The sequence below is a fragment of the Arthrobacter sp. 10T44 genome (assembly GCF_056393885.1).
Genome location: NZ_JBFTGT010000002.1, coordinates 412,772 through 438,896, shown reverse-complemented (window position 1 = coordinate 438,896; position 26,125 = coordinate 412,772). Strand labels below are relative to the sequence as shown.

Here is a 26,125-nt window from a genome sequence, read left to right as displayed (position 1 = left end):
TACGCCTGGGACTTCGGAGACGGGTCCAATGGTCAGGGTGCGACGGCGACCCACACGTATGCGGCTGCCGGAACCTACACGGTGAAGCTCACCGTGACCGACAACCAGAGCGCGACGGGTGAGAAGACGGACCAGGTGACCGTGACGGCGCCGGCACCGGTGGACGTGGTTGCTGTTCCGGCCAAATCCGCATGGAGCTGGCGCTACGAAGCCACCGCGCCTCCCACCGGCTGGAAGGGACAAGGCTTCGACGCCTCGTCCTGGAAGACCGGAAACGGCGTCCTGGGCTTCGGCTCCACGGGCCTGGGTACTAATGTCGACGTCAGCACCGGAACCAGCACGCGACCGCTTGCTGCCTACTTCATCAAGACGTTCACGGTGGATAACGCAGCCAGCGTTTCCAAGCTGACGCTTAAGTCGGTCGCCGACGACGGCGTGGTGGTGTACGTCAACGGAACCGAGGTGGGCAGGAGCAATATGCCTGCCGGCACCGTGACGTTCAATACCTACGCATCGAGCGCACCTCGCACCTCGGTGGCCGCGGCCAGCCCGGTGACGATGGATGTGCCGGTGGTCCTGCTTCGGAACGGTGCCAACACGATCGCCGTCGAGACGCACCTGAACTACCGCGCTACGGCCGACATCAGCTTCGACCTGAACGCCACTGCAACGGTCGGCGGGACGGTGCCGAACCAGGCCCCGGTCGCCAAATTCACCTCGACGGTTTCGGGACTGGGGGTTGCGCTGGACGGGTCCACGTCGGCCGATCCTGACGGGACGGTGGCATCGTATGCCTGGAATTATGGTGACAACACCACCGGGACAGGTATCACGGCCACGCACACCTATGCCGCCGCTGGGACGTACACGGTCACGCTCACGGCTACGGATAACAAGGGCGCAACCGGTGTGGCAACGGCTCCGGTGACAGTCACCTCGGTGACCGGGCCGGTGGATGTGGCCGTGGTGCCGGCGAAGTCTCCCTGGAGCTGGCGCTACGCCTCAACGGCGCCGGATGCCGCGTGGAAGAACAACGGGTTTGATGCCTCCTCGTGGAAGATCGGCAATGCGGTTCTCGGGTTCGGCTCAACAGGCCTGGGAACGAACATCGATGTGCCGCCACCGACCAGCAGCCGGCCGCTGGCAGCTTACTTCCTCAATCAGTTCAATGTGGACAACCTCACCAAGGTCTCGAAGCTGACGCTGAACACCGTGGCTGACGACGGGGTGGTGGTGTACGTCAACGGAACGGAGGTTGCCCGGCAGAATATGCCGGCCGGGCCGGTGACGTTCTCAACGTACGCGTCAACCGCGATCAGCACAGCCAAAGCCAACGCGGCGCCGCTGTCCATCGACGTGCCGCTGTCCGTGCTGGTGGCAGGCATCAACACCATCGCGGTGGAAACCCATCTGAACTACCGCTCGACACCCGATGTCAGCTTCGATCTCAAGGCTACGATGACCAAACAGCCCTGAGCCGCAGCGGGGGATCACGCCCCGCTATGAGCACCAGATGGACCCGTCGGCTGCTGTATCAGCGGCCGGCGGGTCCTTTTCTGCGCGGCTGGGGGAGTGTGTCGCCGTCCCGGACTGCCCGGCGGTTGAGCGTACGGTCGGTCAGCCTGGACCGCGGGGGCTGACGCAGGGCAGGGTGCTCCGCCGTCGGACGGCTCAGGGAATCAGCAAGCCGGGTTGTCCGGGAAGGTCACTTCACTGACGAGCCAGGTCCGCATCGGGGACTGCACCAGCGTCATGACGTTCAAGGACCGGTCCTTGGCGCTGCCTTTCTGGACCGTCACTCCGGCCTTCGTCAGCACGGAAACAGCCGAGGAATCGATACACACGTTGAGGGTGACGGTCGGCGGCTTTGCGCTCGGCTGGTAGCGGACCACCTTAGTTGACACTACTTTCGGTTTGCCCTCGAGGTGCCAGCCGTTGGCCTCGAACTCGGTGGTTCTTGCCATCAGGGAGTCGTAGGCGGAGCCGGTGGCCACCGCGGAAAGCTCGGCCTTGGACGGCGGGGTCACCTTGGCTAGCACCGCGGCCGTCCTGCCCACGTACGCGGCAGCGTTCTTCGCCACCGACGCCGCCACCGGGGCCGGAACAGCAACGGCGGGTGTAGCGCTGGCCGACGGGTCTGCCGAAGGCTTGGCGGCCGCAGCGGCAGAACCGGACGCCGTCGGGAGCGCGCCAGCCTGCGAAGAACTGCCCTGAGCGTCGGGCCGGCCCGCACTGGGGCTGGCTTGCGTGACAATCAGCAGAACCACCAGGGACGCCAGCGCGACGGCGGCGACGACGATGCCGGTGGTGCGCCGTCTGGCTCTCGGAGCCTGACCTGGTTCGGACATGTTTGCTCTCCCTCGATAATCGCCACATTCGCCGAGACCTTCGGCGTCATCGGAGCTCTGCCACGGCTCAGGCAATGACCAGTATCGTACACAGCCAGTGGTGCTGACTATAGCCGGGACTGGTCGACGGCGGTCGGGAATCTATCCGGCGGCTTCGCCTCGACGGCGTTGGCAAACGCCTTCGTCGCCTGCCGGTGTCCGCGTCGGTTTCTGACGACAAAGGCGCCCGAGCCAGCGGGCGTTTCCCTGGTCGGGTGGACGCCTCGCCATGCATCCTCGGGCCACCTTGCCAGCGGACAGCTATTTAAGCACAAAAAACCCCTGGAATCCGTGGATTCCAGGGGTTTTTCCCATGTGCGCGGAGGGGGACTTGAACCCCCACCCCCTTTCGAGGACTAGCACCTCAAGCTAGCGCGTCTGCCATTCCGCCACCCGCGCAGGTGGTATTTCCGGGAACAATTTCGCCTTTCAGCGTTTTGCTTTTCTCGGAAGCAGCGAGAAAGACTCTAGCACGAAGATTCCGGAAACAAATAATCGGGGCCAGTGGGTAGGCTGAAGCCAATACACAGCCACTGCCACGAGGAGCGATATGACTGACGTTCGGCCCGAAGATGAGGTTGTCCGGATCTGCCAGGAACTGATCCGGATCGACACGTCCAACTACGGTGATGGTTCAGGGCCGGGGGAGCGGGCCGCAGCGGAGTACACCGCCGGCCTCATCACCGAGGTCGGGCTGGACGCCGAAATCTTCGAATCGGCGCCGGGCCGCGCCAGCGTAGTCACCCGGATGGCGGGCGAGGACCCCTCGGCCAGCGCCCTGGTGGTCCACGGCCACCTCGACGTCGTTCCGGCGCTGCGCGAGCAGTGGTCCGTTGACCCGTTCGGGGGCGAACTCAACGACGGCCTGATCTGGGGCCGCGGCGCCGTGGACATGAAGGACATGGACGCCATGATCCTCTCCGTCCTGCGGGATTTCGCCCGCACCGGCCGTAAGCCCAAGCGCGACCTGATCTTCGCTTTCTTCGCCGACGAGGAGGCCGGCGGCAAGTACGGCGCCGGCTACGCCGTTGAACACCGGCCCGAACTTTTCGAGGGCGCCACCGAGGCGATCTCCGAAGTCGGCGGATTCTCGGCCACGATCGGGGGCCAGCGCACCTACCTGCTGCAGACCGCGGAGAAGGGCCTCTCCTGGCTGCGGCTGGTGGCCCACGGCCGCGCCGGCCACGGCTCCCAGATCAACACCGACAACGCGGTGACCCGGCTCGCCAGCGCCGTTTCACGGATCGGCGAGTACCGGTGGCCGGTGGAGCTGACACCCACCACCCGGCAGTTCCTCGACGGTGTGACGGAACTCACCGGCGTCGAATTCGACCCCCACGACCCGGACAAGATCCTCAAGGAGCTCGGCACCGTTGCCCGCTTTGTCGGCGCCACCCTGCAGAACACCACCAACCCCACCCTGCTCAAGGGCGGCTACAAGCACAATGTCATCCCTGAATCGGCCGAAGCCCTGGTGGACTGCCGGACGCTGCCCGGCCAGCAGGAACAGGTCCTCGAGATCGTCCGCGAACTGGCGGGCACCGGCGTGGACGTCAGCTACGTCCACCAGGACGTCTCGCTCGAAGTCCCGTTCGCCGGCAACCTGGTGGACTCTATGATCGACGCGCTGCACTCCGAGGACCCCGGCGCGAAGGTCCTGCCGTACACGCTCTCCGGCGGCACTGACAACAAGGCCCTGAGCCGGCTCGGCATCACCGGGTACGGCTTCGCGCCGCTTATGCTCCCGGACGAGCTGGACTTTACCGGCATGTTCCACGGAGTGGACGAGCGGGTTCCGGCCGACTCGCTGAAGTTCGGCTCCCGCGTGCTGAACACCCTCCTGAGCAACTACTGAGAGGCACCTCAAAGGAATGGCCCACACAGACATGACGCCCGAAGACATCCTCCCCGACGCCCTGCTGGAGCGGATCCGCGCCCGCGCGGCCGGCTATGACCGGGACAACGCGTTCTTCACTGAGGACCTCCGCGAGCTTGCGGACGTCGGCTACCTGAAGATCTTCGTCCCCGTGTCCGACGGCGGCCTGGGCCTGGGGCTCGCCGGGGCAGCACAGCTGCAGCGGCGGCTGGCCACGGCAGCCCCGGCCACCGCGCTGGCGATTAATATGCACCTGGTGTGGACCGGCGTCGCGCACGTCCTGGCCGCACGGGGCGACTCCTCGCTGGACTTCGTCCTGCAGGAGGCGGCGGAGGGCGAGATCTTCGCGTTCGGCAATTCCGAAGCGGGCAACGATTCCGTGCTCTTCGACTCGAGGACCGAGGCGACGCCGCTGCCGGACGGAAGCTACGGCTTTACCGGGCGGAAAATCTTCACCAGCCTCTCTCCGGCCTGGACCCGGCTGGGAATTTTCGGCAAGGACGCTGCGGCGCGCGGTGGCGAGGGCGAACTGGTGCACGGCTTCATTGACCGTGAGACCCCGGGCTACCAAATCCTGCCCGACTGGGACACCCTGGGAATGCGGGCCAGCCAGTCCAACACCACGGTGCTGGAGGGCGCCGTGGTGCCGCCGGAGCGGGTCTTCCGCAAGCTCCCCGTAGGCCCGAACGCAGATCCGCTGATCTTCGCCATTTTCGCCTGCTTCGAGACCCTCCTGGCGGCGGTCTATACGGGGATCGGGGAGCGGGCGCTGCAACTCGGCGTCGAGGCGGTCAAGCGCCGCACCTCGTTCAAGAACGGGGGCCGCAGCTACGCCCAGGATCCCGACATCCGTTGGAAAGTCGCGGAAGCGGCGATGGCGATGGACGCGCTCTACCCGCAACTCGCCACCGTGGCGTCCGACGTCGATGCCCTCGCGGACCACGGCCACCAGTGGTTCCCGAAGCTCGTCGGGGTTAAGGTGCGCGCCACCGAGACCGCGCGCACCGTCGTGGATCTGGCGATCAGGGTTTCCGGCGGTTCGAGCTATTTCCGTGGTTCCGAGCTTGAACGGCTCTATCGGGACGTGCTGGCCGGAATGTTCCATCCGTCCGACGACGAGTCCGCGCACAATACCGTGGCCAACGCCTGGCTTGGCCCGCTGGAGTCCTAGACGATCGCCAGCGCTGCCTACACGGTCCGTTGGACCTGGATGACCTTCCGGCGGAGCCAGAAGCGGCGTCCGCCGCCGACATAGAGGACGCTGCGCTCGAGTTCCCATTTGCCGTACTCGGAGTGTGCGGCGAGGATACGGCGGGCCTCGGGCAGCGAATCCTCAGGGCTGACCGTCAGCACGAGGTACTCGTACTGACGTGCGTAGTCCCGCTCCCGACGGACCGAGCTGCTCAGAAAATGTTCCTTCATTGCTCTCCATTTTCGTCTTTTTCGGGCTAACGTGAAGTCATGAGCATCGATCCGCGTGTCGCGCTTCAGTCCCTAACCGCCGCCCTCGAAGAACACCTGGCCGCTGCCGCGGCGCGGCGGGGAGACGGGGATCCCGCGGTCGAAGCGGCCTTCTTCGCCGTCGCCGATGCTTTTGAAGTCTACGACGACTCCCTCTATGAAGCGTATGGCGAAGTGACGCCCCTTGAGGTCATCGACGAAGAAGATGACGAGGACGAAAGCGAAGACGTCGACGACGAGGAAGATCTCGAACTCCTGCAGGACAACTAGCACCCAAGCCACGTTCGGAACGACGCCGGCACTCCCTCCCGCTCCCTGGCGGCCGCGCGGAGCCATAGCATCCCTAGAGCTGCAATTCCCGGGATCTCCCCAGCTTGCGGGCGTACTCTGTGGACAGTCCTACGGGACGCTGTTCGAGTCCGCAAAGGCTCGGAACGCCCTAAGACGTTCTATGTCCCGGGTTGGCCCGATGTCGGAGGTTGTTGTTGCCTGCACCACGGCGCAGCGTCGGCCTGTCGGAGGCCGGCGTTGACGAAGTCCCCTCGGCCGACCGCGCTGCCGCAGACGCCCCGGCCCGTTCCCCTGCGCGCTGGTCGACCGTCTGGCGGAGCCTCCCGGGCCGGTTGCTAAGGCGGCTCGGCCGGAGCATCATCAGGATCCCCTTGGCGCTGGCCATGGCTGTGCTGTTGTGGACGGTCGGACTTGTCACAGGCTCGGTGTCGTCAGGGCCACCGGCGCCGCTGGGCGCGGCCGTCTCGGCAGGTCCGGACCAGCTGATGGGCGGCCAGTGGTTGTCCATGTTCACCTCCGTGTTCTTCCCCGGCCCTTTTGCTTCCTACGTATTGGCGACCGCCGTCGTCCTGGGGTGCGTCGGTCTGGCCGAAGTAACGATTGGCGTTGGCCGGACCGCCGTGGCGTTCGTCGTCGGGCACCTCGGCGCACTGCTGTTGTACTTTGCGGTGGTCGAACTCGGAACGGCCATGGGCAGCGAATGGCTGTCCACGCTCCGCCATCCGGGCCCAATGGGGCCGTTTGCCGGGTCGCTGGCCGCCGTCCTGGCGGCGAGTCCGCGGATCAGCGCCCTCTGGCGCCGGAGGATCCGATCCGTCAGCATCGCCGTAACCGTAATGCTCCTGCTATATATCGGGCATCCGCAAAACCTGGACAGCGTGCTCGGTGTGGCATGCGGACTCGGGATCGGCGCCCTGATTGGCGGCCGGCACGGCTCCGCCCACTACATCCGCTCCACGAGCCGCGAAGTCAGGGCACTGCTGTCAATGGTCGTCGCGGTCTTCGCGGCCGGCCCGGTCCTTGCCAGCCTGGCGAAGGCACCCTCGGGGCCGCTCGCTGTGCTCAGGAACCTGATTGTCAACCCGATCCCCACCATCAACGATCTCCAGGCGAGCTGCTCGGCCGCCGTCGACCTTTCCTGCCTCCAGATCATCCACAGCCCCGGGTTGCGCGGCCCTGGCGGTGAGGCCCTGTCCCTGGTGCCCCTCGTGCTGCTGCTGGTGTGCGCGGAAGGGCTGCGCCGGGGAAACCGGGCTGCCCTCTGGGTGGCAATTTCCGTCCATCTGGTGATCGGCGTCCTTTCGGCCATCTACCTGCAGCTCTTCGCCCAGTTCGGGACATCCGTGCGGAGCGGGTCGCGGGTGCTCTCGGTGGACTCGGGGATCGCGGAGGTCCTCCCGGTTGTGCTGGTGCCTCTGCTCATAGCCGCCGCGCTGTTTGCGGCGCGGCGGCACTTCAACGTCGACGCCGATCCGGTTCTGGGGCGTCGGTCACTTATCCTGCTGGCCGGCGTCTTCGCGGTTTTCGTCACGGGCTATGTGGTGGCATGGTTTGCCGAGGATAACTACCACCACCGGGCCGGCCTGCTGGCCCTTCTGGCCACCCTGCCGAGGATGTTCCTTCCCTACCCTTTTTCCTTCCGGTATTCCGTGTCGGTGTACCCGCACGGCGTATGGTCGCCGCTGATCTTCAGCTACGGCGGCGCCGTGTTCTGGCTCGTCTGCCTGATGAGCATCCTCGCCATGTTCGTCAGCCGCAAGCTCCGGGACCTCCGCGCAGACAGCGGGATCTCGCTGGCCCGACGGCTGGTGCGCCAGGGCGGGGGATCACTGTCCTGGATGGCACTCTGGCCCAACAACCGGTACTGGTTCAACGAGGCGGAGACCGTCGGTGTCGCCTACCAGCTCCACTACAACGTGGCCTTGACGGTGGGCGGACCATTCGGCGCGTCCGCCGACTTCGAGAGGGCCGTTGAGGGGTTCACCGCCTTCTGCGCCGAGCAGTCGCTTTCACCGTGCTGGTATTCCGTCACTGATGAACACTGGAACCTGCTACGCGGGCTCGGATTCAGCCGCGTGCGGGTGGCCGAGGAGACCCTGCTGCCGCTGGGCAACATTGAGTTCAAGGGCAAGGAATGGCAGGGGGTCCGCACCGCCCTCAACAAAGCCCGGAGGCTCTCCGTCGAGGCCCGGTGGAGTACCTACGGCGAGCTGTCCGGACCACTGCGGACTCAGGTCCACGAAATCTCGGAAGAGTGGGTTTCCGAGAAGACGTTGCCGGAAATGGGATTCACGCTGGGCGGCGTTGAGGAACTCAAGGACGAAAACGTGTTGCTGTGCCTGGCCGTGGATGACGCCGGCAAGGTCCACGGCGTCACCAGCTGGCTTCCGGTGTTCACAGCCGGCGTCGTCACCGGCCGGACGCTCGATTTCATGCGGCGGAGTCCGGACGGCTTCAAGGGCGTGATGGAATTCCTGATTGCCTCGGCCGTACTGCATTTTGACGGAACGATGGAGGAAATTTCCCTGTCCGGGTCGCCTCTGGCGCCGGTACCACGTGGTGATCCGGCGCGCGAGCCGTCCGACGGCGCCGCGGTCGGCCGCTTCCTGGACTGGCTGGGCGGGGCCCTGGAACCGGCGTACGGTTTCCGGTCGCTCGCTGCCTTCAAACAGCGCTTCCACCCGCGGCACCGCACGCTGTACATGATGTATCACGACCCCCTGGCGTTGCCGGTAATTGGACGCGCGCTGACCGAGGCCTACATGCCCACCATGTCCATCCGGCACACGGCCAGGCTGCTGCGGGGCGTCATCGGATGAGCGCCGCGGCCGAAGCAGCCGCCGGAGCGTAGCATCCACGTAGCACCTGAGTGGCGCCCTGTACATCCGCCCCAAAAAAGCGAGTATTGCCTACTCCCGAAGTGCCGCCCGAAGGGGAATATGCTTCAGGCGTGCCGTAGCCGTGCCGCTGAGCCGGGCTACGCTGCCGCACTGGAAGTGACGGGTGACATGAAGCCTACGAGCAGCACACCGGTCCGCCCCGACGGACGTGTGAAGCGGCAGGCAGGAGCACATCGGGCCCAGCCGCTGCCGCGGTACGGCTTGCGTCGAATACCGCTGACCTGGCTGCTTATCGTTCTCTTGTGGTCCGCCGGAGCCGCCACGGGATCCCTGGTTTCCGGCCCCCCGCAGGCCCTCGGTCCGTTCGTTGCCATCGGCCCCGACACCCTGACACGGGGTGAATGGGGACCCGCTCTTGCCAGCCTGCTGTTTCCCGGCGGCGTTGCGTCCTATGTCCTGGCCACTGTGGTGCTTCTCCTGTGTGTCGGGTTTGCCGAAACCACGCTGGGAAGCGGCCGGGCTTTGGCCGCCGTAATGGCCGGCCACCTTGCAGCCGTCTTCCTGTTCGTAGGGAGTGTGGCGGCCGGCGACGAGCTCGGCAGCAGCTGGCTGAGCTCCATGCAGCACCCGGCCCTGGCGGGTCCGTTCGCCGGCTCCCTGGCTGCCGTAATGGCTGCGAGTCCCGGAATCAGTCCCTTGTGGCGTCGCCGCCTGCGGTCACTCGGCCTTGCCGTGACCATCATGCTCCTGCTGTACGTAGGTCACCCCCAGAACGTGCTCGCATTTTTGGGGGTGCTCAGCGGCCTGGCAAGCGGCTGGGCCGCTGCCACAGCCAGGTCCAGGGCCGCCGCCAAGGCCACCACCCGACGTGCCGCGAACGGCGCCGCTTCGCGCGCGAACGTTGTATACCCGCCGGGCGCGGTGTGGACCGGCCGCGACGTTCGCTCGACGCTGGCCATGACCGTGGCAGTATTCGCCGCCGGCCCGGTGCTGGCCGGGCTGTCCCAGGCGCCTATCGGCCCCCTTGCCGCTCTCCGGAACCTGATTGTCAATCCGGTGCCCACCCTGGGCGAGCTCCAGAGCGACTGCGCCGCAGCCGTGAATGCGGGCTGCTCCCAGATCATGCACAGTCCCGGCTTGCACGGCCCCGGCGGCGCCGCCCTCTCCGTGGTTCCCTTGCTCCTGCTGCTGGCATGTGCGGAGGGGCTGCGCCGGGGGAGCCGGGTAGCGTTGTGGATAGCCACGGTTGCCCATCTCGCCGTCGGCGTGCTCTCTGCTATCTACCTACAGCTATTTGCCCACTTTGGCGTCTACGTCAGGAACGGGAGCCGCAGGATTCCTGTCGACTCGGGCATCGTGGAGATCCTGCCGGTGGTACTGGTGCCACTGCTGATCGCCACCGCGCTGTTTTTCAACCGGCGCCATTTTCCCGTGGACACGGATCCCGCGCTCGGACGCCGCGCACTGGTCTTGGTGCCCGGCATCTTTGCCGCATTTGTCGCCCTCTACGTCCTCGCGTGGTTCGCAGAGGGAAACAACCGGCACCGCGCCGGCCTCCTGTCGTTGGGAACAACCCTGCCTCGGATGTTCCTGCCGTATCCCTTTTCCTTCAAGTATTCCGTCTCGGTGCACCCTCGCGGCTATTGGTCGTCGTTGATTTTCAGTTACGGCGGAGCAGCTTTTTGGCTGATCTGCCTGGTCGCCGTCCTGGTCATCTTTACCAAGCGGCGCCTCTGGGACCACCGGGTAGACGATCACCGCTCCCTGGCCCGGCGCCTGGTGTTCCAGGGCGGCGGCTCGCTGTCCTGGATGGCGTTGTGGCCCAACAACAGCTACTGGTTTAACCGTGCGGGAACGGTGGGAATCGCCTACCAACTGCATCACGGCATCGCCCTGACGGCAGGAGGTCCGTTCGGGAGGGAGTGCGACTTCGCCGACGCCGTCCGCGAATTCACGGGGTACTGTGCCGAGCAGTCCCTGACGCCGTGTTGGTACTCCGTCGCCGACGCCCACTGGGCAGAACTCAGGTCGCTGGGCTTCAGGGGCATGGAGGTAGCCCAGGAGACGGTGCTTCCCTTGACTGGAATCGATTTCCGCGGCAGGGAGTGGCAAAGCGTCCGCACCGCCATGAATAAAGCCCGAAGGCTCGGAATTACTGCCCACTGGGGCGTCTACAGCGGGCTCCCTGACGGACTGCGGAGCCAGGTCCACGATATTTCGGAGCGGTGGGCCTACTCCCGGGCACTCCCGGAAATGGGTTTCACCCTCGGGGGTGTGGAGCAACTCAAGGACGACCATGTGCTGCTCTGCCTCGCCGTAGATCCTGAGGGCGCGGTCCTCGGTGTCACCAGCTGGCTGCCGGTCTTCCGCAACGGGGAAGTGGTCAGCCGCACCCTGGATTTCATGAGGCGCCGCGAGGACTGTTTTAACGGTGTCATGGAGTTCCTGATCGCATCGGCGGTGCTCCACTTTAAGGACAGCATGGCCGAGATTTCGTTGTCCGGTTCACCCTTGGTTCCCGCGACGGCGCTGGTGCCCCGCCAGGCGGAAGTCTTTCCCTCTGCGGGGGCCGGGCTGCCCGGCAAAGGCGCCACAGTGGCGGACGACGGCGGGACGGCGGGCCGCGTCCTGCGCTGGCTCGGCGACGTGCTTGAGCCGGTCTACGGATTCCGGTCCTTGGCGGCCTTCAAGCAACGCTTCCAGCCCCAGCACCGGACCCTCTTCATCCTGTACCAGGATCCGTTGGCGCTGCCGCTGATCGGCCGCGCCCTCGCCGAGGCGTACCTGCCTAACTGGTCTGTGCGCCATACGGCGCGGCTGATCCGTGATGTCACCACCGGCCCTCAGCCTGCGAGCAGGCCCGGCCGCCGGTAGCCGAATCCCGCCGCCCTGCAGACGGCTCAGCCCGTAACCCCAAGGCGGCCCATCAGCCAGTCCATGTTGTTCTCCACCCCGTACTTCCAGGCCGTCCAGGCGTGTCCGCCGGGCGCCTCCTGGAACTGGACATTGATGCCGGCTTTCTTCATCGCCTGGTAGACCTGGACTCCCTGGGCCCGGAAGAACGGATCGCCAGCGCCGACGGTGACGATGCCGGCGGTGTCCGGGTACTTGCGTGTCTTGATGACGTCGAGCGCGTTCTGCTTCTTGAACTCGGCTGCGCTGCCGCCGAAGTACTGCTGCAGGAGCACTTGGTGGCCCTGCCGAATCGTCGGCTGGTTCTCACCCGAGCTGTCGATGAACGTGGGATAGACCTCTGGGTAGTTCATGGCCAGCTGCATGGCGCAGGTCCCGCCGTAGGAGAACCCTCCGATGGCCCACTGGCGGCTGGAGTGCCTGCCGGCTCCGAAAGTGGCCTTGACCCAGTTAGGCACGTCCTCGCTCAGGTAACGTCCGGCCTGGCCCTGTTTGGTGTTCATACACAGCGGCGGGTAGTTGGCCCACTTTGCCCCGGCGTCGGGCATCACGATGATCGGCGCCAGCCCCTTGTGTTCGGATGCGTACTCGTCCATGAACTCGGCAATCCTGCCGTTCCGAAGCCAATCCACCGGTTCGCCCGGGACCCCGTGGATCAGAACCAGCACCGGGAGATCCGCCCGCGGTGCGGCGAGATACGCCGGGGGAAGGTATACAAAGGCCGTTGAGGACACCTCGTGGGAGATCGGAGCCGGGATGAAGGCCCGGACGACTGTTCCCTGATCCGGCATATTCTCCGGCGGCGTCCAGTCGGCCAGCGTGGTGGGCGGCTCGCTCGGCTTGACGTCCGGCACCGGGTCTCCTCGTTCCTGGCTCTTGAACTGATCCAAGGTTTCCATCTTGACGCCGGTGTCTCCGAAGACCGATCCCAGGGTGGGGTAGTACTCGAAGTTCTGGTTGATCAGCGATCCCGACGCCAGGACAACGACCAGCGCCGCCGGCAACACGGCGATGCGCGCCGGCAGCCGACGGAGGTCCCGGATCTTGGGCACCACAAGGAGCAAGGCGAGGATACCGAGGCCCGCGTAGGCATAGACACGCTTAGGCAGCGGGGACCCCCACAAGTTCCACACCGGCTCGCACAACACCCAAATAATGGCGCTCAGGAGGCCGGCGGCCAGTACTGCGGCCGGCACCCAGCGGGACAGATGGCGCCGCCGACCCCAAATAAGCCAGATGAGGGCCGCGGCGGCCAGAATGTAGAGAACCACGGGCACGACGCCAGTAGTAATAGCGAGGTTCTGCAGGTTCATGGCCTAAGACTAAGGCTCAAAACAGGGAATCCGCCCGGAAACAACCGAAAAGCTACCCCGGATCAGGCCGGGCTGGAGACATCCTCCAACGCTGCGGCAATCTCCGGCGGCAACGGCGTCAGCACCGCATCCATGATCTCCTTCAGCTGGACCGGCGTCCGGGCACCCACCAACGCGGTGGCCACGCCGTGCTGGGAGAGCAACCAGCTCAGGGACACGTCCAGCGCGGTCCGGCCCAGACCCTTGGCCGCCATCGCCACGGCCTCTACGACGCTGGAGGCGGTCCCTTCAAGGTAGGGCTCCACGTAGCCGGCCAGCTTGTGGTGTGCAGCCCGCGAATCGGAGGGAATATGACCGCGGTACTTGCCGGTCAGCACCCCGCGCCCCAGCGCGCCCCACGCCATCAGGCCGAGCCCGGCGTCTTCGATTGCCGGGATCAGCTCGGCTTCGGGCTTTCGCTGCAGCAGCGAGTACTCGGCCTGGCAGGCAACCAGCGGGAAGTCAGCCACCGCGGCGGCCTTGGCGGTCTGCCAGCCGTTGAAGTTGGAGACACCGGCGTAGCGTGCCCGGCCGGAGCGGACTGCGAATTCCAAGGCGGAAAGGGTCTCCTCCAGCGGAACGTTCGGATCCCAGGCCTGGGCGAACCAGATATCCACATAGTCGGTGCCGAGTCGGGCCAGGCTCGCGTCAAGGCCGGACAGCATGCCGTTGCGCGAGGTGTCCACGCTGCGCCGGCCGCCCGAGGTCGTCAACCCGGCTTTAGTGGAGATCACCACTTCGGAGCGGGCCACGACGTCGCCCAGCATGCCGCCCAGCAGGACCTCGGCCCCGCCGCCGGCGTAGGACGCGGCCGTGTCGATCAGCGTGCCGCCGCCGTCGACGAAAGCACGAAGCAGTCCGGCGGCATCCTGTTCATCGGTCTCACCGGCCCACGACATGGTGCCAAGGGAAAGGGACGAGACACGCAACCCACTGTTGCCGACATAACGCTGCTGCATGCCTGCAAGCTTACGATGCTTCGGAACCTCCATAACGTAGGGTCTATAAACGTGAACTGGTTAGAAGCGGCCTTTCTGGGCCTTGTGCAGGGACTGACAGAATTCCTCCCGATTTCCTCGAGCGCCCATCTGCGGATCGTGGGGGCGTTCCTGCCCAACGCCGCGGACCCTGGCGCGGCTTTCACCGCCATCACCCAGCTGGGTACCGAGACGGCGGTGATCGTCTACTTCTGGCGGGACATTGTGCGGATCGTCAAGGCCTGGTTCGGCTCGCTGACCGGCAAGGTCTCACGGCAGGATCCGGACGCACGGATGGGCTGGCTCGTGATTCTGGGCAGCCTGCCGATCATCGTCCTTGGCCTGCTATTCCAGGACCAGATCGAATCGGTGCTCCGCAGCCTGTGGATCGTCGCCACCACCCTGATCGTCTTCGGCATGATCCTCGCCGTGGCGGACGCCGTCGGCCGCCAGGAACGTGACCTCACCAAGCTCAGCTACAAGCACGGCATTTTCTACGGCCTCGCTCAGGCGATGGCTCTGATCCCCGGGGTGTCACGCTCCGGCGGCACGATCACGGCCGGCCTGCTCATGGGGTACACCCGTGAGGCCGCCGCCCGCTACTCCTTCCTGCTCGCAATCCCCGCCGTCTTCGGCAGCGGCCTGTACCAGCTCTACAAGGTGGTCTCGAAGGACGGCATCACCGGCCCTTACGGCCTGCCCGAAACCGCCCTCGCCACCGCGATCGCCTTCGTGGTGGGCTACGTGATCATCGGCTGGTTCCTCAGGTACGTCTCCACCCGCAGCTACCGGCTCTTCGTCTGGTACCGCATTTTGCTGGGCCTCGCGCTGTACCTGTTGCTCGGTTTCAATGTCATCAGCGCCTAGCACTAGGCTTGGGGTGTGAAATCCTGGATCTCCCGCCCTGTTCCCCAGCTGCCGGGCACCATGCCCGCGCTGCGTCTTTTCGATACCGCCAAGGGCGGCCTCGCCACCCTTGAAGCGACGGGGGAGCAGTCCATGTACGTCTGCGGGATCACCCCGTATGACGCCACCCACATGGGCCACGCGGCGAGTTACGTGGCCTTTGACCTGCTCAACCGGGCGTGGCGCGACGGCCGCCAGCAGGTCGCCTATGTCCAGAACGTGACCGACGTCGACGACCCCTTGCTGGAGCGCGCGACTGCCACCGGGGTGGACTGGCGGGAACTCGCCGCCAGCCAGATTGAGCTGTTCCAGACCGACATGGAAGCCCTGAACGTGCTGGCGCCGGATAACTACGTGGGCGCCGTGGAGGCCATCCCGCTGATCGTCCCGGCTATCGAGTCGCTCGTGCAGCGCGGCCTGGCCTACCGGGTGTCCGGCACCCCCGGCGAGCCCGACGGAGATGTCTACTACGACGTCGAGGCGGCCGGAAAGCACTCGGCAGAAGCGCAGGACGCGTGGACGCTGGGATCCATCTCGGGCCTGTCCGATGCCGAGATGCTTGAACTCTTCGCAGAGCGCGGCGGCGACCCCGGCCGGGCCGGGAAACGCCAGGCGCTTGATCCGCTGCTCTGGCGCGTGGCCCGTGACGGCGAACCCAGCTGGCCCGGCGGCGAACTGGGGGAGGGGCGCCCCGGCTGGCACATCGAATGTACCGTCATTGCGCAGAAATACCTGCCCGCTCCGTTCACCGTGCAGGGCGGCGGGTCCGACCTGGTCTTCCCGCACCACGAAATGGGAGCCGGCCACGCCTACTCCCTGACCGGGGTGCCGCTGGCCAAGTACTTCGCGCACGCCGGCATGGTGGGACTCGACGGCGAAAAGATGAGCAAGTCCAAGGGCAACCTCGTACTCGTCTCCAAGCTGCGCGCCGCCGGCGAAGACCCTGCCGCCATCCGGCTGGCAATCCTGGCCCACCACTACCGCAGCGACTGGTCCTGGACCGATGAGGGCTTCACCGAGGCCAAGGACCGGCTCCGGACCTGGCGTGCCGCCGTCGAACTCGCACCGGCGGGTTCTGCCGGGCCGCTCCTCGCAGAGATGCGGGCCGCGCTCTCTGACGACCTCAACGCCCCGCGCGCCCTCGAGGCCGTGGACGCATGGGCGTCTGCAGCGCTGGCAGCCGGAGCGGGTACTGGTTCCGCGGCTGACGCTGCACTGGTGGGCGACGCCGTCGACGCACTGCTCGGCGTCGAACTCTAGACCTCACGAACCGCCAAAAGGCCGGCGACGCAAAAAACGCTGGCGACACCCGGATTCCGGCGTCGCCAGCGCTTTGGCGTAGCGCCGGGAAGCAAGCGCGTCGGCCCCAAGGTCTAGGGCTTGTCCTTGCCGCGGCGCTTGAGGTAGCGCTCGAATTCCCGCGCGATGGACTCGCCGCTTGCCTCGGGTAGGTCTGCGGTGTCTTTCGCCTCCTCCAGCTGGCGGACGTAGGCGGCGATCTCCGGATCCTCTGTTGCGAGTTCGTCCACGCCGCGTTCCCACGCGTCCGAGTCCTCCACCAGCTCCTGCGTGTCGAGCGGGACCTGCAGCAGTTCCTCGATCCGGTGCAGCAGCGCCAGCTGGGCCTTCGGTGAGGGCGCCTGCGCCACGTAGTGTGGCACGGCCGCCCAGAGCGAGACGGTGGGAAGCCCGGCCAGCAGGGCCACCTCGGCGAGCACCCCGACGATCCCTACCGGACCCTCGTACTGGGATGCCTCCAGGTCCATCCGTTCCCGCAGTGCCGCGTCGTCGGTCGAGGCGCTGACCGGGATGGGGCGGCTGTGCGGCACGTCCGCGAGCAGCGCCCCGACCAGGATCACGTAGTCCACCTTCAGCGCCTCGGCGTGCACCAACAGCTCGGCCGTGTAGGCGCGCCATTTGTAAGACGGCTCGGTGCCCTGGACAAAGATGACGTCCACGTTGGAGTCCGGGACGCTGGCTTTGAAGATCCGGGTGGCAGGCCACTTGATCTTCCGTTCGCCGGACGCCGTGCGCCGGATGGTGGGGCGGGTGAACTGGAAGTCGTAATACTCGTCGGCATCAATCGAGCCCACCTTCTTGCCACCCCAGAGCTTGTTGAGGTAGCGCAGCGCATCGCTCGCCGCTTCACCGGCATCGTTCCAGCCTTCGAAGGCTGCAAGCATCACGGTGACACGCTGGCCCTCGGGCACGGGCTGCAGCAGCCGCTCCGGCTCGGGCGTGACGCCCGTTTCCGTGGTGTCTGGCTCGAAGCTATTCATGTGTTCACCCTACGTCCAAGTCGCAGGCGCGCGCATGGAGGAAAACGCCCCGGGTGCCCTGAAATTCGCCATCGGCGTAGCCTTGGGCGCCCCACACGGCCTGCACCGTAGACTGGAGGGCATGCGATCCCCAGCCTCCCAGCCCCTGCTCAAAGCCGCTTTATGGGACATGGACGGCACGATCGTGGACACCGAACGGTACTGGATTGAAGCCGAACACGCCCTGGTAGCCGCCCACGGCGGACAGTGGTCGCACGAGAAGGCCATGCAGCTCGTAGGCCAGTCGCTGGTCTATTCGGCCGGCATCCTGCAGGAAGCCGGCGTGGCGCTGGAAGTGCGCGAAATCATCGACACCCTCACCGGGCATGTCGTCAGCCTGGTCCGGGAGTCCGTGCCGTGGCGCCCCGGCGCACGCGAACTGCTGGAGGAACTGCACACGGCGGGCGTCCGCTGCGCCCTCGTGACCATGTCCGAGGCGCCCCTGGCCCGCGAAATCGTGGCCAGCCTGCCCAAACCCTATTTCGAGTTCCTGGTCACCGGGGACACCGTCACGCAGGGCAAGCCGCATCCCGAGGCGTACCTGAAAGCCGTGGAACTCCTGCAGCAGCACGACCCCGAGCTGGACCACCGTCACTGCGTGGCCCTTGAAGACTCGGGGCCGGGGGTCGCGGCGGCCGTGGCTTCCGGCGTCGTCACGGTGGCGATTCCGCACATCGTCCCGCTCCCGCACGATCCGCGGCGCGCGACCTGGGACACCCTGGCCGGACGCACGGTCGCCGACCTGGAGGAGCTGCTCGGCCTCCGGCACGAATTTACCGGAGCCGGTCTGCGGCTGTCCGCTGGCGAACTGGAGAACTCCGGGCTGGAAAGCGCGGCAAGCGGAGGCCGTCGCCTTGACTGAGCCGTCGCCGCAGAAGCCGCCGGAGACCGGGGACCGCCCCTTTTCGCTCCGTGGCGGAATCCCGCTGGGCCGGATCGCCGGCATTCCCTTGGTGCTTGCCTACTCTTGGTTCGCCATCGCCGCTTTCACCGTGATCGCCTACGGACCCGTGCTCGAGCACAACGACCCCCGCCTTGGCATCACCGCCTATCTCGTGGCGTTCGCCTACTCAGTGCTGTTGCTGATCTCGGTGCTCGTCCACGAACTGGCCCATGCGCTCACCGCCCGGCTCTACCACTGGCCCACCCGCAAGATCGTCCTCAACCTCTGGGGCGGCCACACCCAGTTCGAAGAGTTCACCGCCTCGCCGGGCAGATCCGTGCTGGTCGCCCTGGCCGGACCAGCCGCGAACCTGGTGCTCGCCGCCGGCGGCTGGCTGTTGCTCTCCGGCGGGCAGCTGGACGGCGTCGCGGACACCCTGGCGAACATCTTTGTCTGGGCCAACCTGCTGATCGGCATCTTCAATGTGCTGCCCGGCCTGCCGCTGGACGGGGGCCGGCTGGTGGAATCCGCGGTCTGGAAGGTCACCGGCAGCCACGAGAAGGGCACCATTGCGGCCGGCTGGGCCGGCCGCATCATCGTGATCGCACTGGCAGTCTGGTTTGTTGCACTCCCGCTCCTAAGCGGCAACCGCCCGGATACCTCCCTCATGCTCATCACCCTGCTGGTTGGCAGCTTCCTCTGGATGGGTGCCACCGCCTCCATCCAGCAAGCCCGGTACCGGAGCCGGCTGCACCTGGTGGACGCCGCGGCCCTCGCCGAGCCGGCGCTCGGGCTGCCCGACACCGCCACCGTCCTGGACGTGCTGCGGCACTCGCCGCAGGGTGTCCCCGCCGTCGTGCTCTTCGGCCAGGACGCGCGCCCGTCGGCCGTCGTCGACGAAACGGCAGCAGCGGCCGTTCCGCCCGCGCTGGCCGCCACGACCCCGGCAACCGCCGCCGCCTATCCGCTCGCCGCGGGTGCGTACGTCAAGGAAACCGACCGGGGAGCCGAACTGCTGGCATACCTTGCCCAGATCGAAGGTTCGGACTATGCGGTGGTCAACGACGCCGGCACCGTCACCGGACTGTTGCGCCAGCTGACCGTGCTCAACGCCCTGACCGGGAAGCAGCCGAGCGGCACCCCCGGCTCACAGACCGGGGGCGAAGGCCGGAATCAGGACCAGACCCGGTAGAGTTACCTGCCGGTCGTGAATTCTCCGGCCCACGAACACGGGCCGGTGCCCGCCGCCCATCCGCGGCCACCGCAGCTTTACAGGAGCGAGGAACATCTCATGAGCAGCGACACTGCCGCCAACGCCACCCCCAGCGGGGACAGCACAGCCGCCGACAGCATTTCGGCGCCAGCCGCCGAAACTGCCAATGTAACAGCCACCGAAACAGCACCCGGCACTGCGCCGGTCGGCGCCAACCGGCGCCGCGGTCCGTTCCGCGAGGGCGAGCGGGTGCAGCTCACGGACGAACGCGGCCGGATGAACACCATCAGCCTCGAGGCCGGCGGGGCCTTCCACACGCACCGCGGCTTCCTCAACCACGACGAGATCATCGGCAAGCCGGACGGCTCGGTCGTGGTGAACAACGTCGGCCAGCAGTACCAGACCTTGCGCCCGCTGCTCTCGGACTTCGTGCTCTCGATGCCGCGCGGCGCGGCCGTGGTGTATCCCAAGGACGCCGGCCAGATCGTCACCATGGCCGACATTTTCCCGGGCGCACGCGTGGTTGAGGCCGGCGTCGGCTCCGGCGCACTGTCCATCTCGCTGCTGCGCGCGGTGGGGGACAACGGCTACCTGCACTCCTTCGAACGCCGTGCGGAATTCGCCGACATCGCCCGCGGCAACGTCGAAACGATCTTCGGCGGCCCGCACCCGGCGTGGCAGATCACCCTGGGCGACTTCCAGGAGGAAGTTGTGCGGACCGAGGCGCCGGGATCCGTGGACCGGGTGGTCCTGGATATGCTGGCGCCCTGGGAATGCCTCGACGCCGTGGCCACCGTGCTGGCTCCCGGCGGCGTGTGGATCAACTATGTCGCGACTGTTACGCAGCTGTCACGGACCGCCGAGGCCATCCGCGCCGACGGCCGCTTCACCGAGCCGGATGCCTGGGAATCCATGGTCCGCGGCTGGCACCTCGAGGGCCTCGCCGTGCGCCCGGACCACCGGATGGTAGCCCACACCGGCTTCCTGCTGGTCACCCGCCGGCTGGCCGACGGCGTCACCGGCATCTCCGTGAAGCGCCGGCCGTCCAAGACCGAGTTCGACGCCGAGGATGTCAACGCCTGGACCCCCGGGGCAGTCGGCGAACGCGCGGTCTCGGACAAGAAGCTGCGCCGGGCCGCCCGCGACGCGATCGCCGGAACTAACGTCAAGGACACCCCCGAGGTTACGAACTAGTCCGTATTTCGGAAGTCTTCAGCAGCACCCGCCGAGTTGGGGCTATGGTCTTAATAGAAGTACGGAAGGGGCTGATGCATGATGGAGACTCCCAACAACGACCACGGCCGGACGCCGGCGGAGGACGAGGCCCAGGCGGCTGCCGCTGCCGGAGGGACTGAACCGGCGGGGGCATCCGACGTCGACCGGTATGCAGCCAATGAGCTATCGGTTGCCGAACGCCAGGTCAATATCCTGCGGGACAAGCTCCGCCACATCGACCGCCAGCTCGCGGCCGCCACGCAGAACAACTCCAAGCTCGTGGGCATGCTGGAAACGGCCAAGGCCGAGATCCTGCGGTTGAAGAACGCCCTGGACCAGGAGGGCCAGCCGCCCTACAGCTTCGGCACCGTCCTGCAGCTAAACCCGAAGCGACGCCCCGAACCCGGCAGCAGCGGGCAGGCCGACACGGAGGAGTCCGTGGACATCTTCAACGCCGGCCGCAAGATGCGGGTGGGCATCAGCCCGCTTGTGAACATCAACCAACTCGCCGTCGGGCAGGAAGTCCTGCTCAACGAGGCGCTGCTGGTGGTAGCCGGGCTTGGCTACGAGCGGGCCGGAGACCTGGTCACGCTCAAGGAACTGCTGGGATCGGACCGCGCCCTCGTTGTGGGCCGCGCGGACGAGGAACGGGTCATCCGGCTCTCCGGCGCCCTGCTGGCGCAGAAGCTCCGGGTCGGCGACGCCCTCTCGATCGACAGCCGCACCGGCTACGCCCTGGAGAAGATTCCCCGTTCCGAAGTGGAAAACCTCGTCCTCGAAGAAGTCCCGGACATCACCTACCAGGACATCGGCGGACTGGGCCCGCAGATCGAACAGATCCGCGACGCCGTCGAACTGCCGTTCCTGCACCCGGACCTGTACCGAGAGCACGGGCTCAAGGCGCCCAAGGGCATCCTGCTCTACGGGCCGCCGGGCTGCGGCAAGACCCTCATCGCCAAGGCCGTGGCCAACTCGCTGGCCGCCCGGGCCGCCGAACGCGCCGGCAAGACGGACATGAAGAGCTACTTCCTGAACATCAAGGGACCGGAGCTGCTGGACAAGTACGTCGGTGAGACCGAACGGCACATCCGGCTGATCTTCGCCCGGGCCCGCGAGAAGGCCTCCGAGGGCAGCCCCGTGGTGGTGTTCTTCGACGAGATGGATTCGCTGTTCCGCACCCGTGGCACCGGCATCTCCTCGGACGTCGAGACGACCATCGTGCCGCAGCTGCTCAGCGAGATCGACGGCGTGGAGCGGCTGGACAACGTGATCGTGATCGGCGCCTCCAACCGCGAGGACATGATCGATCCGGCGATCCTGCGCCCGGGCAGGCTGGACGTGAAGGTCAAGATCCAGCGTCCCGATGCCGAGGCCGCCGCGGACATCTTCAACAAATACATCACCACGGACCTGCCCTTCCACGAGCAGGACCTCGCCGAGCACAACGGCGACGTGCAGGCGACGGTGGATGCCATGATCCAGCGCACGGTAGAGGCCATGTACTCCACCGAGAAGTCCAACGAGTACCTCGAGGTGACCTACGCCAACGGGGACACCGAAATGCTGTACTTCAAGGACTTCAACTCCGGCGCCGTGGTGCAGAACGTCGTGGACCGCGCCAAGAAGTCCGCGATCAAGGACCTGCTCACCTCCGGGCAGAAGGGCCTGCGCATCGACCACCTGCTCCGCGCCGTCATTGATGAGTTCCGCGAGCATGAGGACATGCCCAACACCACCAACCCGGACGACTGGGCCAGGATTTCCGGCAAGAAGGGCGAACGCATCACATACATCCGCACCATCGTCCAAGGCAAGGCCGGCCAGGAACCCGGCAAATCCATCGAGACGATGCCGAGCACGGGCCAATACCTGTGACCGCCGGACCTTCAGCGGTTTCAGGGGGGCTGCCCGCCGGCGGCGCCATGCGGGTGATGGGCTCCGAGACCGAATACGGTATCCACGCGCCCTCCGCCCCGGGGGCCAACGCCACTATGATGTCCGCCCGGGTCATCCAGGCCTACGCCCAGGTGACCCGGCAACGCGCAGCCGGCGGCGCCGAAACCCGCTGGGACTACACCGACGAAGAGCCGCTGCACGACGCCCGGGGCTGGACCCTGGAGCGCAGCGAGGCGGAACCGGAACAACTCACCGACCGGCCACCGGCCCTGGACGCGGAGGCGATCGCGCTTGCCTACGGCCGCGCGGAGCTGGACCACGACGGCGAGGACGAGTCCGGTTCGCTGCTCATGAACATGGTGCTGGGCAACGGCGCGCGGCTCTACGTGGACCACGCCCACCCGGAATACTCGAGCCCGGAAGTCACCAACCCCCGCGATGCCGTCACCTGGGACGCCGCCGGGGACCTCGTGGCTCTGGCCGCGGTCCGCCGGCTGGCCGCGGACCCGGAACTGCCGCCGATCAACCTGTACAAGAACAACACGGACAACAAATCCGTATCGTACGGCTCGCACGAAAACTACCTGATGCCCCGTTCGGTCCCGTTCGGCGAAATAGCCCGGGGGCTGACACCGTTCTTTGTCACCCGGCAGATCATGTGCGGCGCCGGCCGCGTCGGCCTGGGCCAGGACAGCTCCCGGCCCGGCTACCAAATCAGCCAGCGGGCGGACTTTTTCGAGACCGAGGTCGGCCTCGAAACCACCATCCGGCGACCCATCATCAACACCCGGGATGAACCGCACGCGACCGCGGACAAATACCGCCGGCTGCACGTCATCATCGGCGATGCGAACCTCAGCCAGGGAGCCAACTTCCTGAAGTTCGGCAGCACCGCCATGGTCCTGAGCCTCATCGAGGCTGGCCTGGCGCCCCGCATCGAGGTCCACGAACCGGTGGCGGCCCTGCAGGCCGTCAGCCACGACACCTCCCTGACCGCGACCCTGCGCTTGCTCGACGGACGCCGCGTCACTGCCCTGGACCTGCAGTGGATGTACTTCGAGGCTGCCGCCAAGCTCGCCCAGGATACCGGTGTGGCGGACGCCGTCGACGGCGACGGCCACACCCACGCCGTGCTCGAGCGCTGGTCGGCGACCCTTACCGCGCTGGACAGCGACCGGGCCGCCGCCGCGTCGACAGTCGAATGGCTGGCCAAGCTCTCGCTGCTGGAGGGCTACCGCCAGCGTGACGGGCTGGAATGGTCGGACGCCCGGCTGGGGCTCGTGGACCTGCAGTGGGCGGACATCCGCCCCGAGAAGGGGCTCTACCACCGGCTGCTGGCCCGCGACCGGATGCAGCGGATCGTCGACGACGAAGCGATCGCCCGTGCGGTGACGGAGCCGCCGTCGGACACCCGGGCTTTCTTCCGCGGCCGCTGCGTCAGCCGCTTCGGCACCGACCTGGTCGGCGCCAGCTGGGACTCGGTGATCTTCGACCTGCCGGGGCGCGGCAAGCTGCAGCGGGTCCCCACCCGCGAACCGCTGCGCGGCACGGAGGCCCTGACCGGAGGACTCTTCGCCCGGCACCGCGAGGCCGCGCCGTTCCTTGCGGAGTTGCTCGGGTTGCCCCCGGGTTCGTAGGCCCAAAGACCCCCCGCAGGGGACCAGGGCGTGGCAAGATTGCTTACAGGATGTCCTGTGCAGGATGGGGCAGCCGGTGGGATTAAACAGTGGGATCAGAAGGAGAAAACGATGGCAGGCCAGGAGCAGCAGCAGCCGCAGTCCCGCGACACTGAGGTCGAGGAGGACATACCCGCACCTCCCGCGGCACCCGAGGCCCAGGCCTCTGCCGCGACCCAGGGCGTGGACGATCTGCTCGATGAGATCGACGGCGTGCTGGAGTCAAACGCCGAGGAGTTCGTCAGGGCCTTCGTCCAGAAGGGCGGCCAGTAGCCCCCCGGCCGACGGCTGGTCGCGGACACTACTGGAGGAGAACCGGAACTGAGGAGACACAGGGCTGAGGGCCGGAAGTCGTTGATCCACTACGTTGAGGGAGTGCACCAGTGCAGGAAACATCAGCCAACCAGGTAGCAGCGAACGCGACGTCCTCATTCACGGAGCACCTGCAGCGTTCACGGCCCGAACTGCTGCCCTACAACGCCCTCCAACACGGCTTACCAGCTGGACCTGCAACCGCGCCGCTCCAGACCCCGCACGCAACCACGATCGTGGCCCTGACCTACGCCGGGGGAGTGCTGATGGCCGGTGACCGCCGCGCGACGATGGGCAACGTGATCGCCAGCCGGCACATCGAGAAGGTGTTCCCCGCGGACCAGTATTCCGTGCTCGGCATCGCCGGCACTGCCGGCATCGCGCTCGATATCACCCGGCTGTTCCAGGTAGAGCTGGAACATTACGAAAAAATCGAAGGAACGCAGCTGAGCCTGGACGGCAAGGCCAACCGGCTCGGTGCCATGATCCGCGGAAACCTTCCCATGGCGATGCAGGGCCTCGCCGTGGTCCCGCTGTTTGCCGGCTTCGACCGGCCCGCCGGCGTCGGCCGCCTGTTCTCCTACGACGTCACCGGCGGCCGCTACGAGGAGCAGGAGCACCACACCGTCGGTTCGGGCTCCATGTTCGCCCGCGGCGCGCTGAAGAAGCTCTGGCGGCCCAACCTCTCCGAAGTCGACGCCGTCCAGGTGGCGGTCGAAGCCCTGTACGACGCGGCCGACGACGACTCCGCCACGGGCGGTCCGGACCCCGTCCGGCAACTCTGGCCCGTGGTCTACACCGTCAGCCGCTCCGGTGCAGTGCGCGTCCCGGAGCGCGAACTTGCGGCGGTGGCCGGCGCCATCATCGAGTCACGGGCCGTAGCCCAGCGGGAGGCCTGAGATGACCCAGCAGTTCTATGTCTCGCCCGAACAGCTGATGAAGGACCGGGCGGACTTCGCCCGGAAAGGCATCGCGCGGGGACGTTCTGTGGTGGTCATCAGTTGCCGGGACGGGATCGCCCTGGTCGCGGAAAACCCCTCGCCGTCGCTGCACAAGATCGGCGAAATCTACGACAAAATCGCCTTCGCCGCCGTCGGCAAGTACAACGAGTTCGAAAGCCTGCGCCAGGCCGGGGTGCGCTACGCGGACGTCCGCGGCTACTCCTACGACCGCGAGGACGTCACGGCCCGGGGCCTGGCGAGCGTCTATGCGCAAAGCCTCGGCGCCGTCTTCACCGCCGAGCAGAAGCCCTTTGAAGTGGAACTGGCCGTGACGGAGGTCGGGGACAGCCAGGACCTGGACCACCTCTACCGGCTGACCTTCGACGGGTCCATCGCCGACGAACAGGGATTCATCGTGATGGGCGGCCAGGCCGACAAGGTGTCCGAAGCCGTTGCGGCCGGCTGGCGCAGCGAACTCGACTTCGCCGGCGCCATCCGGCTGGCCCTGGCCGGACTGGTAGCGGACAAGGAAACCGACGCACTGCCGGCGTCGGCCGTGGAGGTGGCCGTGCTGGACCGCGGCTCCGAGAGCAGCCGCGGCACCCGCCGCGCTTTCCGCCGCCTCGACGACGCCGACGTCGTGGCACTGCTGGCTGAGGAGAACTGAA

The 26,125-nt window shown here is 66.8% G+C and carries 21 protein-coding genes and 1 tRNA gene; 16 read left to right on the top strand and 6 right to left on the bottom strand.

Annotated features, from left to right (window positions below; translation table 11 throughout):
* The coding region (locus AC1DBL_RS06530) for a PKD domain-containing protein (RefSeq protein ID WP_476925713.1) at nt 1-1,476 on the top strand (1,476 nt) is incomplete at its 5' end.
* 203 nt (nt 1,477-1,679) lie between these two features.
* Here AC1DBL_RS06530 and AC1DBL_RS06525 read toward each other — a convergent pair.
* Together AC1DBL_RS06525 and AC1DBL_RS06520 are read right to left on the bottom strand one after the other, a co-directional pair.
* Nucleotides 1,680-2,348 carry a hypothetical protein gene (locus tag AC1DBL_RS06525; RefSeq protein ID WP_441417804.1) on the bottom strand — a complete coding sequence of 223 codons (669 nt, stop codon included), beginning with the start codon at nt 2,346-2,348 and terminating at the stop codon, nt 1,680-1,682.
* Between the two features lie 355 nt (nt 2,349-2,703).
* A tRNA-Leu gene (locus AC1DBL_RS06520) sits at nt 2,704-2,786 on the bottom strand.
* A gap of 151 nt (nt 2,787-2,937) precedes the next feature.
* Here AC1DBL_RS06520 and AC1DBL_RS06515 point away from each other — a divergent pair.
* Both AC1DBL_RS06515 and AC1DBL_RS06510 read left to right on the top strand, forming a co-directional pair.
* Nucleotides 2,938-4,242: a M20/M25/M40 family metallo-hydrolase gene (locus tag AC1DBL_RS06515; protein WP_476908824.1), complete on the top strand. Its 1,305-nt coding sequence runs from the start codon at nt 2,938-2,940 to the stop codon at nt 4,240-4,242.
* Between the two features lie 31 nt (nt 4,243-4,273).
* On the top strand, nt 4,274-5,434 hold the full coding sequence (locus AC1DBL_RS06510; RefSeq protein ID WP_476892529.1) for an acyl-CoA dehydrogenase family protein: 1,161 nt from the start codon (nt 4,274-4,276) through the stop codon (nt 5,432-5,434).
* Between the two features lie 17 nt (nt 5,435-5,451).
* On the opposite strand, the gene AC1DBL_RS06505 is transcribed toward AC1DBL_RS06510, so the two are convergent.
* The gene (locus AC1DBL_RS06505) at nt 5,452-5,685 is read right to left on the bottom strand and encodes a DUF5703 family protein (protein WP_175323664.1); all 234 of its coding nucleotides are present in this window, start codon (nt 5,683-5,685) and stop codon (nt 5,452-5,454) included.
* A gap of 39 nt (nt 5,686-5,724) precedes the next feature.
* On the opposite strand from AC1DBL_RS06505, the gene AC1DBL_RS06500 reads away from it, so the two are divergent.
* From AC1DBL_RS06500 to AC1DBL_RS06490, 3 genes are all read left to right on the top strand, one after another.
* Complete coding sequence (locus AC1DBL_RS06500; RefSeq protein ID WP_175323663.1) at nt 5,725-5,994, top strand: hypothetical protein; 270 nt, start codon at nt 5,725-5,727, stop codon at nt 5,992-5,994.
* Between the two features lie 215 nt (nt 5,995-6,209).
* Complete coding sequence (locus AC1DBL_RS06495) at nt 6,210-8,834, top strand: bifunctional lysylphosphatidylglycerol flippase/synthetase MprF (RefSeq protein WP_476925712.1); 2,625 nt, start codon at nt 6,210-6,212, stop codon at nt 8,832-8,834.
* A gap of 555 nt (nt 8,835-9,389) precedes the next feature.
* Entirely contained in the window at nt 9,390-11,729 is a 2,340-nt protein-coding gene (locus AC1DBL_RS06490) for a bifunctional lysylphosphatidylglycerol flippase/synthetase MprF (RefSeq protein ID WP_476925711.1), read from the top strand.
* 26 nt (nt 11,730-11,755) lie between these two features.
* On the opposite strand, the gene AC1DBL_RS06485 is transcribed toward AC1DBL_RS06490, so the two are convergent.
* The gene (locus AC1DBL_RS06485; protein WP_476925710.1) at nt 11,756-13,081 is read right to left on the bottom strand and encodes an alpha/beta hydrolase; all 1,326 of its coding nucleotides are present in this window, start codon (nt 13,079-13,081) and stop codon (nt 11,756-11,758) included.
* A gap of 62 nt (nt 13,082-13,143) precedes the next feature.
* Nucleotides 13,144-14,079 carry an aldo/keto reductase gene (locus tag AC1DBL_RS06480; RefSeq protein ID WP_476925709.1) on the bottom strand — a complete coding sequence of 312 codons (936 nt, stop codon included), beginning with the start codon at nt 14,077-14,079 and terminating at the stop codon, nt 13,144-13,146.
* A gap of 51 nt (nt 14,080-14,130) precedes the next feature.
* On the opposite strand from AC1DBL_RS06480, the gene AC1DBL_RS06475 reads away from it, so the two are divergent.
* Nucleotides 14,131-14,964, top strand: a complete 834-nt coding sequence (locus AC1DBL_RS06475; protein WP_441417797.1) for an undecaprenyl-diphosphate phosphatase — start codon at nt 14,131-14,133, stop codon at nt 14,962-14,964.
* A gap of 15 nt (nt 14,965-14,979) precedes the next feature.
* The gene (gene mshC / locus AC1DBL_RS06470) at nt 14,980-16,263 is read left to right on the top strand and encodes a cysteine--1-D-myo-inosityl 2-amino-2-deoxy-alpha-D-glucopyranoside ligase (RefSeq protein ID WP_476925708.1); all 1,284 of its coding nucleotides are present in this window, start codon (nt 14,980-14,982) and stop codon (nt 16,261-16,263) included.
* A gap of 113 nt (nt 16,264-16,376) precedes the next feature.
* Here mshC and AC1DBL_RS06465 read toward each other — a convergent pair whose 3' ends face one another.
* Nucleotides 16,377-17,282, bottom strand: a complete 906-nt coding sequence (locus tag AC1DBL_RS06465) for a PAC2 family protein (protein ID WP_175323659.1) — start codon at nt 17,280-17,282, stop codon at nt 16,377-16,379.
* A gap of 121 nt (nt 17,283-17,403) precedes the next feature.
* Between AC1DBL_RS06465 and AC1DBL_RS06460 the strand changes: the two genes are divergently transcribed.
* From AC1DBL_RS06460 to prcA, 8 genes are all read left to right on the top strand, one after another.
* Nucleotides 17,404-18,183 (top strand): HAD family hydrolase, encoded by a 780-nt coding sequence (locus AC1DBL_RS06460; protein ID WP_476925707.1) that lies wholly within the window; start codon nt 17,404-17,406, stop codon nt 18,181-18,183.
* Nucleotides 18,176-19,396 carry a site-2 protease family protein gene (locus AC1DBL_RS06455; protein WP_476916742.1) on the top strand — a complete coding sequence of 407 codons (1,221 nt, stop codon included), beginning with the start codon at nt 18,176-18,178 and terminating at the stop codon, nt 19,394-19,396. Before AC1DBL_RS06460 ends, AC1DBL_RS06455 begins: the two co-directional genes overlap by 8 nt.
* Before the next feature lie 99 nt (nt 19,397-19,495).
* Nucleotides 19,496-20,611, top strand: a complete 1,116-nt coding sequence (locus tag AC1DBL_RS06450; RefSeq protein ID WP_476925706.1) for a tRNA (adenine-N1)-methyltransferase — start codon at nt 19,496-19,498, stop codon at nt 20,609-20,611.
* Between the two features lie 81 nt (nt 20,612-20,692).
* On the top strand, nt 20,693-22,507 hold the full coding sequence (gene arc / locus AC1DBL_RS06445; protein ID WP_441417886.1) for a proteasome ATPase: 1,815 nt from the start codon (nt 20,693-20,695) through the stop codon (nt 22,505-22,507).
* 47 nt (nt 22,508-22,554) lie between these two features.
* Entirely contained in the window at nt 22,555-24,165 is a 1,611-nt protein-coding gene (gene dop / locus AC1DBL_RS06440) for a depupylase/deamidase Dop (protein ID WP_476908852.1), read from the top strand.
* 111 nt (nt 24,166-24,276) lie between these two features.
* Entirely contained in the window at nt 24,277-24,477 is a 201-nt protein-coding gene (locus AC1DBL_RS06435) for a ubiquitin-like protein Pup (protein WP_146337557.1), read from the top strand.
* A 110-nt stretch (nt 24,478-24,587) separates the two neighbouring features.
* Entirely contained in the window at nt 24,588-25,415 is an 828-nt protein-coding gene (gene prcB, locus AC1DBL_RS06430; RefSeq protein WP_476925705.1) for a proteasome subunit beta, read from the top strand.
* 1 nt (nt 25,416) lies between these two features.
* Nucleotides 25,417-26,124 carry a proteasome subunit alpha gene (prcA, locus tag AC1DBL_RS06425; protein WP_175323655.1) on the top strand — a complete coding sequence of 236 codons (708 nt, stop codon included), beginning with the start codon at nt 25,417-25,419 and terminating at the stop codon, nt 26,122-26,124.
* The last annotated feature ends 1 nt before the right edge of the window (nt 26,125 follow it).

What these genes read in the sequence shown, in the direction of transcription:
- AC1DBL_RS06525 (WP_441417804.1), bottom strand. Translation starts at nt 2,348, where the DNA reads ATGTCCGAACCAGGTCAGGCTCCGAGAGCCAGACGGCGCACCACCGGC.
- AC1DBL_RS06515 (WP_476908824.1), top strand. Translation starts at nt 2,938, where the DNA reads ATGACTGACGTTCGGCCCGAAGATGAGGTTGTCCGGATCTGCCAGGAA.
- AC1DBL_RS06510 (WP_476892529.1), top strand. Translation starts at nt 4,274, where the DNA reads ATGACGCCCGAAGACATCCTCCCCGACGCCCTGCTGGAGCGGATCCGC.
- AC1DBL_RS06505 (WP_175323664.1), bottom strand. Translation starts at nt 5,685, where the DNA reads ATGAAGGAACATTTTCTGAGCAGCTCGGTCCGTCGGGAGCGGGACTAC.
- AC1DBL_RS06500 (WP_175323663.1), top strand. Translation starts at nt 5,725, where the DNA reads ATGAGCATCGATCCGCGTGTCGCGCTTCAGTCCCTAACCGCCGCCCTC.
- AC1DBL_RS06490 (WP_476925711.1), top strand. Translation starts at nt 9,390, where the DNA reads ATGGCCGGCCACCTTGCAGCCGTCTTCCTGTTCGTAGGGAGTGTGGCG.
- AC1DBL_RS06485 (WP_476925710.1), bottom strand. Translation starts at nt 13,081, where the DNA reads ATGAACCTGCAGAACCTCGCTATTACTACTGGCGTCGTGCCCGTGGTT.
- AC1DBL_RS06480 (WP_476925709.1), bottom strand. Translation starts at nt 14,079, where the DNA reads ATGCAGCAGCGTTATGTCGGCAACAGTGGGTTGCGTGTCTCGTCCCTT.
- AC1DBL_RS06465 (WP_175323659.1), bottom strand. Translation starts at nt 17,282, where the DNA reads ATGAATAGCTTCGAGCCAGACACCACGGAAACGGGCGTCACGCCCGAG.
- AC1DBL_RS06460 (WP_476925707.1), top strand. Translation starts at nt 17,404, where the DNA reads ATGCGATCCCCAGCCTCCCAGCCCCTGCTCAAAGCCGCTTTATGGGAC.
- AC1DBL_RS06450 (WP_476925706.1), top strand. Translation starts at nt 19,496, where the DNA reads ATGAGCAGCGACACTGCCGCCAACGCCACCCCCAGCGGGGACAGCACA.
- arc (WP_441417886.1), top strand. Translation starts at nt 20,693, where the DNA reads ATGGAGACTCCCAACAACGACCACGGCCGGACGCCGGCGGAGGACGAG.
- dop (WP_476908852.1), top strand. Translation starts at nt 22,555, where the DNA reads ATGCGGGTGATGGGCTCCGAGACCGAATACGGTATCCACGCGCCCTCC.
- AC1DBL_RS06435 (WP_146337557.1), top strand. Translation starts at nt 24,277, where the DNA reads ATGGCAGGCCAGGAGCAGCAGCAGCCGCAGTCCCGCGACACTGAGGTC.
- prcA (WP_175323655.1), top strand. Translation starts at nt 25,417, where the DNA reads ATGACCCAGCAGTTCTATGTCTCGCCCGAACAGCTGATGAAGGACCGG.